Here is a 12,634-nt window from a genome sequence, read left to right on the forward strand (position 1 = left end):
TCCGGGCGGAGGTCGCTGGCGCGCGATTCCGTGTTCCGATATGGTCGCCGAATACGCCCGATTCGAGTGGGGAAGGTGCGCCGATGCAGGTGGATCTCATGACCGGGCTGCTGCCGGTGCTCGGCCGATCGCTGGAGCCCGGGTTCAACGTCTTCGACGTGATGCATCACGGCGTTCACGAGAAGCAGATCTCGAATGTGTTCAGGTGGCTGCTCGAGGCCGACGGAACGCACGGGTTCGGCGACCGGTTCGTGCGCATCTTCATCGAACAGATCAACGCATCCCTGCCTGCTGAGGAGCAGCTCCCATACGAGACCTACTGGGTGCGGCAGGAGGTGAACACCTCGGTCTCTGGAGTCGGCCCGGACATCGCCGATCTCGTCTTGGAGAGCAAGACCACCTGCATCGTCGTCGAGAACTACTTCACCTCAGACGGTCACGGGCACAGCTTCGACGGGTACCTGGGCTATGCGCTGGGGAGAAGAGCGCGCGGCATCGTCGTACTGCTTTGCCGCGACCACCATGTTTCGCTTCAGACACAGGGCTGGCAGCGCGCACCGGTCGCAACCTACAGCGGGCTCGTCGGCCGGCTTCACGCGGATCTTGAGCAAGACCCTGCGTATCAGCGCAATCACGCCGAGGCGTACTCGTTCATCGAGCAGATGCACCGCAAATTCGTTACCGGAAGGGGTCGCATGAACGACGACGACGTGTTGGGGTTCGTAGTCGCCATGTGCGACACCGGTGAGGCGCGGCGATATCAGGAACAGAAGCAGCATGCAGCTGCAGAGCGGTTTGCGAGCGATCTTGCAGAGCAGGCGCGAGAACGCTTCGGAGAAGGCCGTGAGCTGCTGCACCAAGTCAAGCGTCTCGTCAAGGAGTTCGGGAGCGGGGTTCTCGCCGCTCAACTGGAGCAGACCCTAGGTGATGGATTCGTGCGGAACGTCTCCGCGACCTTCAGTGGCATCTATCAGTGGACCGTCAACTTCGACATCGACGACCGTGGGCCCGAATTCGGTGAGGCGAGGCTCCAGCTGAAGTTCGGGCCGTCGGCGTGGTTCGCGATCGAGAACGACCCGAACTGGAATTTCATCGGTGATTCGCTCGGCGCCGACTATTCGCGTCTGTTCATCACGCGCGCCGCGACGAAGGAGATCCGTCAATCCGCTGTGACGCTTCAGGAGGTACTCGACGGGCTGGAACCCACCGATCGTCGGCTTCACGACGAGGTGGTGGCGATCCTGCAGCCGGGTCGCGGTAGCTCGGGTCATCCCGTCAGCGCGAACCAGTGAGACTCGGTCGACGTGCCAGCATCGGCGTGACCTTTCTGGAGGTGCTGTAGCGCGCAGCTGGATAGAGGTGAGACCGGGACGGCGTCAACTTTCGGGCGACAGTGCCTGAAGCGCCGCCTCGATCGCATCGAGCAGCGCCGGCGCATGGGTCGACACCGTGGCCCACAGGCGCAGGTTGTCGAGGGCCGCGTAGTTGTGGGCGGCGAGGTTTCGGGTGGCGCGCAAGCCCTCGCGGGCGACCTCGGGAAGCTCGGCGGCGACGGACGCCGGGAGCTGCCGCGCCACGAGGTCGGCGAGGTGGATGACGGCGAGCATGCCGATGTCGTAGGCGTCGGAGTCGGCGTCGGCGAACGCCTCGCGGCCGTCACGCCTGGCGCGCTCGAAGCGCAAGCGCAGCCGGGTGACCTCGTCGAGAAGGCGCTCGCGCGAGCGTTCGGTGTCATCGCGCTCCGCGCGTGGGCGGGCGGTGAAGCGAGGGCGGGGCTCGTCGGTCACAGCGGCACGGCCTCGAGCCGGAGCGCACGCACGACCGGGTCCGCCTCGTCGTCGACCACGGCGTCGACCGGGAAGCCGATGAGGCCGGCCACCTCCTGGCGGAACGCGGCGAGGGTGAGGAAGTCGACCTCGGGGCCGGCCTCGACGAGGAGGTCGACGTCGCTCTCGGCCGTGTCGGTTCCGCGGGCAGCCGAGCCGAAGACGCGGATGTCGCTCACGCCGTACTTCGGGGCGAGTTCGAGGATGCGCTCGGCGAAAAGCTCGAGCGGGATCGACGGGCGCATGCGCGCGGCGCGCAGGATGCGTTCGCGGAGCTCGTCACTCGGTACCCGGGCGCCCGACTCGATCATCGCGAGGTTCGGTTGCTTGATGCCGGCCAGCGCCGCCAGGGCGCGTTGCGACAGTCCGGCGTCTTCGCGCGCGCGCCGAACGAGCGCTGCTGCGTCCGAAGCCCGCCCGGTCATGGCGCCGAGTATATCGCGGTGATATCACGACCAAGTGTCCCGAACGGCGAACCGACCCTTGTATCCTTCGGACATTGTGGAATAGCATTCCAAAAATCGCCTAACGAGGGAATGGTGGTCGAGTGGCCGGGATGCAGGACGTGAACAGCGGGCAGCCGCTGCTCGAGGTGCTCGACTCGTCGTACGGCAGTGTCGACGTTGAGGCGGCGGCCGCGGCATCCGTCTATATCCGCGTTCGCGACGCACGCGAGGCACGCACCGAGGGCGACGAAAACGCCAGCATCATCCCTGCCGACGGCGTGCTCGTGCAGTACGCGAACATCACCGCCGAGGTCATGGACGCGAACCCCACGTGGAAGGTAATCGGCCGATACGGCGTGGGCGTCGACACGATCGATCTGGCCGCGGCATCCGCTCGGTCGATCGCCGTGGTGAACGTGCCCGACTACTGCGAGGAGGAGGTCGCGACGCACGCGGCCGCCCTCGTGCTCGACGCGAACCGGCGCATCACGGCCGCCGACGCGCTCGTGCGCCGCGGCGAGTGGGCCGACTGGGCGCAGCTGCGGCCCATCGCGCCGCTGTCGACGGCGACGCTCTCGCTCATCGGGGTGGGGCGCATCGGGCGTGAGGTGATTCGCCTTATGCGTCCGTTCGTCGGGCGCATCATCGCGCACGACCCGTACGCCGGCGCGATCGAGGGCGTCGAGCTCGTCGACCTCGACACCGCGCTCGCCGAGGGCGACGTCGTGAGCCTGCACCTTCCGCTCAGCGCCGCCACGCATCACCTCATCGGCGCCGACGCCATCGCGCGCATGAAGCCGACCGCGACGCTCGTGAACGTCTCGCGCGGCGGACTCGTCGACGGCGCCGCGCTCGCGGCGGCCCTGCACGACGGGCGCCTCGCGTCCGCCGCCCTCGACGTGCTCGAGACCGAGCCGCCCGCGGCCGACGACCCGCTGCTCGCCGCGCCCAACACGATCATCACGAACCACCTCGCGTGGTACTCCGAGGCCTCCGAGCAGCGACTGCGCGCGCGCCTCGCCGAACGCTGCGCGGCGGTGCTGCGCGGGCGGGACATCCCCTCGCTCGTCAATCGCCAGGGACTCGCGGATGCCGCGGGCGCCGCATCATCCGAAGCAGGCCGCCACGCGGCATCCGTCACCACCGAAACCATCGGGGCCGAAGCGCCCACCGAGCCCGCCACCGCCGCAGTTCCCACCCTGGAGCACTCATGAGCCTCGCCGCCGACTACACGCCCGCAGAACTGCGCGACCTCGCGCTCGAGCCGACCGGAGCACCGGCCCGGGTGCTCGCGGGCGACCCCCAGACCGCCGAGCACGTGCTCGCCGTGCGCGACGGACTCGAGATCGGCGTCTGGGAGGTCACGCCCGGGGAGTTCGCCTCGGCAAAGCCCGAGAGCGGCGAGGTCATGCAGTTCCTCTCGGGGGAGGGCTCGATCACGCACGCAGACGGGTCGGTCACGCGCATCGCGCCCGGCTCGGTGCTCGTGCTCGAGCCGGGCTGGACCGGCATCTGGCGGGTCACGGCGACCGTGCGCAAGATCTACACGATCTTCGACGCGGCGCCCGGGGCCGCACCCGCGACATCCGAAACCCAACGGAACACCGCTGACATCTGACCGAAATCAGATTTCGGTACGGTGTTTCAAAATCACGAACGAGAGGAGCTGACATGACCGCGACGACGGATGCGCCGCCTGCCACGACCCCCTTGGCGATCAACGCAGCCCCCGTCATCCGGCGACGAATCGGCACCATCGCCGGGCGCGTCGCGCTGCTCGCACCGGTCGTCGCGATCTACGTCATCTTCTTCGTCTGGCCGGTCGTCAGCGTCCTGCTGCGATCGCTGAGCCCCGACGGCCGCTTCGACGCGGCGGCGCCCGTGATCGACTTCTCGAACTACCAGAAGATCTTCGTCGACGACTTCCTGCTGCGCATCGAGTGGCGCACGGTGCTGCTCGCCATCAACTCGACGCTGCTCACCGTGCTGCTTGCGTTCCCGACCGCGTACTTCATCTCGCGGCTCTCCAAGCGCACCGCCGGTCTGCTGCTGCTGCTCATCCTCGTGCCGTTCTGGGTCTCGATCGTCGTGCGCCTCTTCGCAGTCACCTCGATCCTCAGCCCCAATGGCATCGTCAACCAGCTCAGTCTCGCGCTCGGCTTCGGCGAGGCATCCCTTCTCTACACGCAGGCCGGCACGCTCGTCGGCACCGTCATGTACCTGCTGCCCTACATGGTGCTCGTGCTCTACGCGGGCATGACCTCGGTCGACGACAACCTCGTGCTCGCGGCCCGCACGCTCGGGGCATCGTCGGTGCGTACCTTCTTCACGGTCTACCTGCCGATGGTGCGCGGCTCGATCGTCAGCGGCGCGCTGCTCGTCTTCATCCTCGGGCTCAGCTTCTTCCTCGTGCCCGCGATTCTCGGCGGCCCACAGGAGCAGACGATCTCGGTCTACATCCAGCAGCAGATCGACGTGTACCAGTGGGGCATCGCCAGCGCCATGGGCATCCTCCTGCTCGTCGCCACGATCATCTGCTACGTCGGTGTGGTGAAGGTCGCGGGCAGTTTCCAGCCCGGCGGCGTCGGGCCGGCGCAGGCCAAGGGCGTCAGCACCTCGCTGCCGTTCCGCTGGTCGCCGTGGATGGCCGTCTCGGCCGTCGTCAGCGTCATCACCATCGCGTTCCTCGTGATTCCGGTGCTCTTCGTCTTCCCGCTCGCGGTCGGCGAGACCGGCACCGTCGTCTTCCCGCCGCGCGGATTCACGCTGCGCTGGTTCGGCGAGGTCTTCACCAGCCAAACCTGGCTCGGCCCCATCTGGCAGAGCATCATCGTCGCCGTCGGCACCGCGGTGCTCTCGGTCGGCATGGCGCTCATCCTGGCGCGGGTCACCAGTCGCATGACCTCGACCCTCGGCAAGGCACTCATCGGCGGCCTCGCCTTCGCGCCCATCGTGACCCCGGCGATCCTCCTCGCCATCGGCATCTTCGACGTCGAGCTGAAGCTCGGCCTCACGGGCACGACGATCGGCCTCATCTTCGCCCACACGATCATCGCCGCGCCGCTCAGCTACGCCCTCATCTCGGCCGCCATGAGCTCGGCCGACCGAGGCATCGAGGCCGCCGCGTGGACCCTCGGGGCCTCGCGGACGCGCGCCTTCTGGACCATCGTCGTGCGCGGCATCATGCCGAGCGTCATCGGCGCCTTCGCAATCGCGTTCGTCACGTCGTGGGACGAGGTCGTGCTCGCCCTCTTCATTCAGACCGGCCCCACCAAGACCCTGCCCGTCACGATCTACAAGTACCTCGAGAGCGGCATCGTGCCGACCGTGCCCGCCGTGGCCTCGTTGCTCGTGCTCGTCGTCGTGGTCATCGTCGTCGTGCGCAGCGTGACGAGCCGGGCGATCAGCCGCCGTGCCACGGCCCGACAGGAGAACTCATGAGCATCTCGACCGCCAGCCGCCCGAACGGCGCGAACGCCGACGGCTCCGCCGCGACCGCAGGCGACCGCCGCGGCGAGGTCGTCGTCTCCGACATCGGCCTCGACTACAACGGCGTGCCCGCCCTCGCCGACACCGACCTGCACGTGCACGCCGGCGAGTTCTTCACGCTGCTCGGCCCGAGCGGCTCCGGCAAGACGACCCTGCTGCGCATCATCGCAGGCCTGCTCGACCCCGCCCGCGGCACCCTGCACATCGACGGCACGGATGTCACGCGAACGCCCACCCAGAAGCGCGACATCGGGTTCGTCTTCCAGAACTACGCCCTGTTCCCGCACCTCACGGTCGCCGAGAACATCGAGTACGGCCTCAAGGTGCGAAAGCTCCCCGCCGCGAAGCGAGCGGCCCGCGTCGCCGAGATGGTCGACCTCGTCGCGCTCGGCGGATACGCCGACCGCTACCCCGCCCAGCTGAGCGGCGGCCAGCAGCAGCGCGTCGCCCTCGGCCGCGCGCTCGCGCAGAATCCGCGCGTGCTGCTGCTCGACGAACCGCTCGGCGCGCTCGACCGGGGCTTGCGCGAGGAGCTCGGCGCGGAGGTGCGACGCATCCAGCAGGAGTCGAACACGACCGCCGTCTACGTCACGCACGACCAGGAGGAGGCGTTCATCCTCTCCGACCGCATGGGCGTCATGCGCGACGGCCGCATCTGCCAGCTCGGCACGCCCGAAGAGCTCTACCGCGAACCGAAGGACCTGTTCGTCGCGAAGTTCCTCGGCAAGACGAACCTGTTCCCGGGCCGGTTGACCGGCACCGATGCCGGCTCGGCGCACGTGCGCGTCGGCGACCACGACCTCACCGCACGCGCCAACCCGGCCATCGCCGGCGCCGACGTCGTCTGCTCGGTGCGACCCGAGCAGCTGATCCTCGGCGGCGCGGGCGCGGCCGTGCCGGCCGGGCTCCAGCGCATTGCCGACGCGGCCATCACCGAGGTGCGCTTCCTCGGGCAGCGCCGCAGCATCCACCTCGACGCCGACGGCATCGCCTGCTCGGTCGACCTCGACCCGGCCGCCCCCGCACCCGCGGTCGGCGACCGCGTGTCCCTGCTCGTGCGACCGGGCGAGATCGCCCTCGTCGCCGCCGAGCCGGCAGCGGGCGCCTGACCCCGCGCCGCGGCATCCGCTCGCCTGACGCCGCGCCGCGGCATCCGACCACCTGAACCGCACCACAGCCAGAGCACCAACCGCATCACGAGAAATCTAGGAGCAGCAATGAGAACCATCCGTCGTCACCGCCTCCTGCTCGCAGGAGCCGCGACCATCGCCTCGGCGATCGCCCTCACCTCGTGCTCATCTGACGGCAGCGACGCGCCGTCGGAAGACGGCGCCATAAGCGGCGACATCCTCTTCTACGACACCAGCGGCGGCCAGGTCTGGGAAGAGCTCGACGCGACCCTCTTCGGCGACTTCACCGAAGACACCGGTGTCACCGTCACCGATGACTACAACGAAGCCGCGACCAAGTTCTTCGCCGCGGCCGAAGCCGGGCAGGTACCGTGGAGCCTCGCGTTCCTGCCCACCGTGAACGACGCCGAGAAGGCCGCCGACGAGGGCTTCCTCGCGAAGATCGACACCTCGATCGTGCCGGTCGACAAGCTCGTCGAAGGCACCTACAGCGACTACGGCATCGAGGTCGGTACGTTCGGCATGGTGCTCACGTGGGATGACGAGGCCTACCCCGACGAGAAGCCGTCAGAGATGGCCGACCTTTGGGACACCGAGAAGTTCCCCGGTAAGCGCTGCTTCTTCAACAACCCGCAGTACGGCTGGACCCTCGAGGCCGCCCTGCTCGCCGACGGCGTCGCGCCCGACGAGCTGTACCCGCTCGACGTCGACCGCGCGCTCGGCAAACTCGACGAGATCAAGGACGACATCACCTGGTGGACCAGCGGCGCCCAGTCGATCGAGTCCTTCGAGAACGGCTCGTGCGACATCGGCATCCTCTGGGCGAACCGAGCGTTCGTCGCCAGCTCCGAGAACGGCTTCCCGGCATCCATCACGTGGAACCAGGCCGGCTACTCGAACTCGGTCTGGTCGATCCCGGCCGACGCTCCGAACGCCGCGGCCGCACAGGAGTTGCTCGCCAACGTGATCGAGAACACCGACGGCCAGATCGCCTTCGCGAGCAAGGTGCCGACGCCGATCCCGGCTTCGGTCATCGGTCTGGAGCCCAGCTCGTTCCCCGAGGGCGTGCAGCAGTTCCTGCCCATCGGTGACAACGTCACGAACTCGATCAAGCAGGACGTCGGCTACTACTCCGAGAACATCGACGAGGTGCTCGACCAGTTCAACCGCTGGCTGGGCGAATGACCGAGGCCGAGCGGATGCCGCGGCGGGCTGTCCGTCGGCCACGGCATCCGCTCGGCTGAGCACGTGAGAACCACCCGAACGAAGGAGTGACCCTGATGCGCATCGTCTGCATCGACACCGAAGACCAGTACCGCGAGATCGTCGAACGCGACGTCGTGGCGCCCTTGCGCGCCGCGGGGCACGAGTTCGTCTGGATCGACGGCGGACGGTTCGACCGCCCGGACGAGGCCATCGCCGCCGCGCAGGGATTCGACGGCCTCTACATCATCGGCGACCAGGGTCCGCTGCCCGCCGGACTGCTCGAGCAGACGCCGAGCCTGAAGCTCGTGAGCTTCGTGGGCACCGGCGCGCGACGCTTCGTCGACATGGGCGAGGCCGAGCGCGCCGGCGTCGCCGTCACGAACGTGCCCGACTTCGCCAGCCAGAGCGTCGCGGAGCACGCCATCGCACTCATGTTCGCCATCGCACGCCGCGTGGTCGAGGGCGACGGAATCGTGCGCTCCGGCGCGTGGGCCAAGCATCAGGGCCTGAAGCTCGCGGGCTCGCGCATCGGCGTCGTCGGCGCCGGCGCGATCGGTGCGCGCGTCATCCGGCTCGCGAAGGGCCTCGGCATGGAGCCCGTGTACTGGAGCCGCACCGTCGACCCCGAGCGGAGTGCCGCGCTCGGCGCCGAGCAAGTGAGCCTCGAGGAGCTCTTCGAGACCTCGCGCGTGGTCTCGGTGCATCTCACGCACTCGCCGGAGACCGACGGGCTCGTGAGCCGCGACCTGCTCGAGCGCCTGCGGAGCGATGCGATCTTCGTGAACACCGCCCGAGCCGAGGTCGTCGACGGCGAGGCGCTCGACGAACTGCTCGCCGCGGGCCGCATCTTCGGCGCCGGCATCGACGTCTTCACCGAGGAGCCGCCCGCCACCGACGGCCTGCCCGGCGTGTCGAGCAACGCCGTGCTCACCCCGCACATCGGGTTCCACACCGACGAAGCCGACGACGTGTTCCGGCTCGCGGCCGAGAACATCCTCGCGTTCGCCGCCGGCGAGCCGACCAACGTCATCGACTGAGCCACCTGCCGGCCCGAGTCAACGAGCACTGAACCTGAGGGAGCACCACCGCATGCAAATCCGACACGCCTCACACCCCGACGACGTCGCCGCACTTCCGAAGGCCGCCCTGCGCGAGCGCTTCGTGGCCGACTCGCTCTTCGTTCCCGGAGAGCAGGTGCTCGTCTACACGCACGAGGACCGCATGGTCATCGGCGGCGTCGTGCCGCTCGCGGGCGCGCCCATCGAGCTCGAGGCGCCCGACGAGCTGCGCAGCGAACGTTTCTGCGACCGCCGCGAACTCGCCGTCGTGCAGATCGGTGCCACCGGCACCGTCACCGTCGACGGCATCGAGTACACGCTCGAACACCGCGACGTGCTCTACGTCGGACAGGGAACGCGCAGCGTCACCTTCGCGGCGGGGGAAGACGGTGAGGCCGCGTTCTACCTCGCGTCGGCGCTGTCGTTCGGCGGCCACCCCACGACCCTCGTGCGGCTGCAGGACGCACTCACCACCCAGACCGGCGATCAGGCCACCGCCAACCGTCGCACCGTGCACAAGCACATCCACGCCGACGGCGTACGCAGCGATCAGCTCGTGCTCGGCATCACCTCGCTTGAGCCCGGCAGCGTGTGGAACAGCATGCCGCCGCACACGCACGACCGGCGCACCGAGATCTACCTCTACTTCGGACTGCCCGAGGGGCACCGCATCCAGCACGTCATGGGCGAGCCCGACGACACCCGCACGTTGGTGCTCTCCGACCGCGACGCCGTCATCTCGCCGAGTTGGTCGGTGCACTTCGGGTCGGGCACGACGAACTACGCGTTCGTGTGGGTCATGGCCGGTGAGAACCAGGCCTTCACCGACATGGATCAGATCGCCGTGACCTCGCTCGTCTGACGAGCCGCCCACTAACGTAGGGGCAGCCCTGCGACATCCGCCAGTCCTCTGACCTCACCGAAAGGATGCCCCGATGGTCGACACGTCGGAGAGCCGCACCGACAGCGGAAACACGACTGGCACGCAGAGCGTGGACCGGGCGCTGCAGGTGCTGCTGCAGATCGCCGACAGCCCGCCACCCGGGCTGTCGCTCGCAGCGTGCAGCGGAATCCTCGGCTACTCAAAGCCGACCACGCTGCGTATCCTGCGCACGCTCGAGGCGCGCAGGTTCCTGCGGTACGACGAGGAACTGGGCGTGTACACGCTCGGTACCGCGACCGTGCAGCTCGGAGCGGAGTACCTCAACAGACTCGACCTGCGCCGGGCGGCACTTCCGGCCATGCGGGCGCTCGTCGAGCAGACGCAGGAGACCGCGCACCTCGGCGTGCTCAGCGGTACGGATGTCGTCTACATCGAGCTCGTCGACAGCCCGCACCCCGTTCGCGTGTTCAGCCGGGTCGGAACGGCCGTACCGGCGTATGCCACCGCCATCGGCAAGGCCATCCTCGCCTGGACCCCCGTGGAGGCCCGCGACGCGCACGTGACGCGACCGCTCGCGGCCCGTACCCCGTTCACCCTCCGCACCGATGCCGAGCTCGCCGACGATCTCGTCGTGACGCGCGATCGCGGCTTTGCCGTCGACGATCAAGAGAACCGTGAGGGCATCCGCGGGTTCGCGGCCCCCGTGTTCGACTTCCAGGGCAACGTGATCGCCGCGGTCAGCATCGCCGGACCGGCCACGCGCGTCGTTCCTGAGTCGGCAGAACACCTCGGCGCGCGCATCGTCGCGACCGCGGCCGAGATCTCCGCGTCGATGGGGGCGCCTCGGAGCTCGTCGTGAGGGGGGCCGCCGAGGTCGACGACGCCGTCGTCGAGGCGCTGCCGGAAAGGCGGCTCGCGGTCGTGACCGGCGCGAGCCGAGGCATCGGTCGGGCGATTGCGGTGCGGTTCGCGCGTGACGGTGCCGACATCGTCGGCGTGGGTTCGTCGATCGAAGGCCTGTCGGATGTCGCAGCCGAGGTCGCATCGCTCGGCCGCCGGTTCGCGCCGTTCGCCGCCGACCTCGCCGACCCCGACGCCGCACTCGACCTGGCTGCCCGCATCACGGATGACCAGGGCGTGCCCGACGTGCTCGTGCAGGCCGCCGGCATCAACCGGCGTGCCCCCGCCGCAGAGCACGCGACCGCCGACTGGGACGACGTGCTCGGGGTGAACCTGCGGTCGCCGTTCATCCTCGCGCGCGAGCTCGGTCGCGGCATGGTCGCGCGCGGATCGGGCGCGGTGGTCTTCGTCGCGTCTTTGTTGAGTTTTCAGGGCGGCCTCACCGTTCCCGGATACGCGGCCAGCAAGGGCGGCATCGCCCAGCTCACGAAGGCGCTCGCGAACGAGTGGGCGCAGCACGGCGTGAACGTGAACGCCGTCGCACCCGGCTATGTCGTCACCGACATGAACGAGGCGCTGCAGGCCGACGAGGTGCGTTTCCGGCAGATCTCCGAACGTATTCCCGCGGGTCGATGGGCCACACCCGACGACATCGCCGGTGCTGTCGCATTCCTCTCCTCGCCCGACGCGGCATACGTGCATGGCGTCGTGCTCCCGGTCGATGGGGGATGGCTCGGTCGCTGACCGTCGGGTCGGATGCGGCGGGTGAGGGGGCTCGGTTCATGGAAGTGTGTAGCGATGTAGCGATGTAGCGATGTAGCGATGTAGCGATGTAGCGCCCGTTTCGGGAGCGACACCCGGGAGGCGGGGCATCCGACACGTCATGCGCCGGAGGGCCCGCCTCCCGATCCGATCACTCGCCGAACGGCGACCCGCTCAGCCTGCGAGCGACACCCCGAGCGAGGCGAGCACGCCGAACACCACGCCCCACAGCGAGATCGAGATGACCTGCCACAGGATCACCGTGTTGCGGTTCGCGCCGAATGAGACCATCGCGGCCGACGTGATCTGGCTCGGCAGCATCGTCTGACCGATGAGGCTGACGCCCGCGACGCCGTACTTGTCGAACGCGCGGCGCAGCTTCTCTCGGCGCGGCGACTCAGCGGGCTCGGGCGCCGCGCCCGCGGCATCCGCAGTGCTCGGGCTCGAGGCATCCGCAGGTCTGGTGCTCGCGCCATCCGCACCTCCGACACCGGCCCCGACCAGGGCACGCGAGCGGCGGCGGCTCGCCACGGCCTTCGCCTTCGTGCGGGCGCCGTGCGCGGTGAACACGAAGACGAGCATCGAGAGGATGTTGCCGACGACGGCCGCGCCGATCGCGACCGCCGGCGGCAGGCCGATGACCACGCCGATGAGGGAGCCGAAGTAGGACTCGACGAACGGGATGGCGGCGACGATCATCACGCCGAACCATTGCAGGAACTCGGGGAACGAGGAGGCGAAGTCCTGGAGGGCGTCGATCATGGCGGGTCCTTTCATCGGGAGCGGTGCCGCGGGCCGGAGCGGTGCTGCCGGCCGGAAGAGTGCGGTGCTGAGGTCGTGTTCCCAGCCTGCTGGCCCGACGCGACGCGCGGCAGTGCCGCGATGTCAGGCGTTCACAGGCGTTTGCGCACCCCCGATCGTGACAAATGTCACT

13 protein-coding genes are annotated in these 12,634 nt (G+C 68.9%); 10 read left to right on the top strand and 3 right to left on the bottom strand.

Annotated elements, in window-relative coordinates; genetic code table 11:
• Positions 1-83: 83 nt before the first annotated feature.
• A complete protein-coding gene (locus tag GQQ92_RS10875; protein WP_197738209.1) occupies positions 84-1,292 on the top strand; it encodes a PD-(D/E)XK nuclease family protein in 1,209 nt (402 codons plus the stop codon).
• 84 nt (positions 1,293-1,376) lie between these two features.
• Here GQQ92_RS10875 and GQQ92_RS10880 read toward each other — a convergent pair whose 3' ends face one another.
• Together GQQ92_RS10880 and GQQ92_RS10885 are read right to left on the bottom strand one after the other, a co-directional pair.
• Positions 1,377-1,787, bottom strand: a complete 411-nt coding sequence (locus GQQ92_RS10880; protein WP_156999281.1) for a HepT-like ribonuclease domain-containing protein — start codon at positions 1,785-1,787, stop codon at positions 1,377-1,379.
• Positions 1,784-2,251: an XRE family transcriptional regulator gene (locus GQQ92_RS10885; RefSeq protein WP_156999282.1), complete on the bottom strand. Its 468-nt coding sequence runs from the start codon at positions 2,249-2,251 to the stop codon at positions 1,784-1,786. Before GQQ92_RS10885 ends, GQQ92_RS10880 begins: the two co-directional genes overlap by 4 nt.
• Positions 2,252-2,382: 131 nt before the next feature.
• On the opposite strand from GQQ92_RS10885, the gene GQQ92_RS10890 reads away from it, so the two are divergent.
• The 9 genes from GQQ92_RS10890 to GQQ92_RS10930 all read left to right on the top strand — a co-directional run bounded on the left by GQQ92_RS10890 (position 2,383) and on the right by GQQ92_RS10930 (position 11,682).
• A complete protein-coding gene (locus tag GQQ92_RS10890) occupies positions 2,383-3,486 on the top strand; it encodes a C-terminal binding protein (protein WP_156999283.1) in 1,104 nt (367 codons plus the stop codon).
• Positions 3,483-3,890, top strand: a complete 408-nt coding sequence (locus tag GQQ92_RS10895) for a cupin domain-containing protein (RefSeq protein ID WP_156999284.1) — start codon at positions 3,483-3,485, stop codon at positions 3,888-3,890. Before GQQ92_RS10890 ends, GQQ92_RS10895 begins: the two co-directional genes overlap by 4 nt.
• 53 nt (positions 3,891-3,943) lie before the next feature.
• Positions 3,944-5,713 carry an ABC transporter permease subunit gene (locus GQQ92_RS10900; RefSeq protein WP_156999285.1) on the top strand — a complete coding sequence of 590 codons (1,770 nt, stop codon included), beginning with the start codon at positions 3,944-3,946 and terminating at the stop codon, positions 5,711-5,713.
• The gene (locus GQQ92_RS10905) at positions 5,710-6,870 is read left to right on the top strand and encodes an ABC transporter ATP-binding protein (RefSeq protein ID WP_156999286.1); all 1,161 of its coding nucleotides are present in this window, start codon (positions 5,710-5,712) and stop codon (positions 6,868-6,870) included. The genes GQQ92_RS10900 and GQQ92_RS10905 overlap by 4 nt, the downstream gene beginning before the upstream one ends.
• 108 nt (positions 6,871-6,978) lie before the next feature.
• Positions 6,979-8,076 carry an extracellular solute-binding protein gene (locus GQQ92_RS10910; RefSeq protein WP_156999287.1) on the top strand — a complete coding sequence of 366 codons (1,098 nt, stop codon included), beginning with the start codon at positions 6,979-6,981 and terminating at the stop codon, positions 8,074-8,076.
• 95 nt (positions 8,077-8,171) lie between these two features.
• Complete coding sequence (locus tag GQQ92_RS10915; RefSeq protein WP_156999288.1) at positions 8,172-9,134, top strand: 2-hydroxyacid dehydrogenase; 963 nt, start codon at positions 8,172-8,174, stop codon at positions 9,132-9,134.
• A gap of 52 nt (positions 9,135-9,186) precedes the next feature.
• Positions 9,187-10,017: a 5-dehydro-4-deoxy-D-glucuronate isomerase gene (gene kduI / locus GQQ92_RS10920; protein ID WP_156999289.1), complete on the top strand. Its 831-nt coding sequence runs from the start codon at positions 9,187-9,189 to the stop codon at positions 10,015-10,017.
• 73 nt (positions 10,018-10,090) lie between these two features.
• Complete coding sequence (locus tag GQQ92_RS10925) at positions 10,091-10,897, top strand: IclR family transcriptional regulator (protein WP_156999290.1); 807 nt, start codon at positions 10,091-10,093, stop codon at positions 10,895-10,897.
• Positions 10,894-11,682 carry an SDR family oxidoreductase gene (locus GQQ92_RS10930; protein WP_232057642.1) on the top strand — a complete coding sequence of 263 codons (789 nt, stop codon included), beginning with the start codon at positions 10,894-10,896 and terminating at the stop codon, positions 11,680-11,682. The genes GQQ92_RS10925 and GQQ92_RS10930 overlap by 4 nt, the downstream gene beginning before the upstream one ends.
• Before the next feature lie 192 nt (positions 11,683-11,874).
• Here GQQ92_RS10930 and GQQ92_RS10935 read toward each other — a convergent pair whose 3' ends face one another.
• On the bottom strand, positions 11,875-12,462 hold the full coding sequence (locus GQQ92_RS10935; protein ID WP_156999291.1) for a hypothetical protein: 588 nt from the start codon (positions 12,460-12,462) through the stop codon (positions 11,875-11,877).
• Positions 12,463-12,634: the final 172 nt, after the last annotated feature.

This window comes from Agromyces terreus, assembly GCF_009749465.1.
Lineage (GTDB): Bacteria > Actinomycetota > Actinomycetes > Actinomycetales > Microbacteriaceae > Agromyces > Agromyces terreus.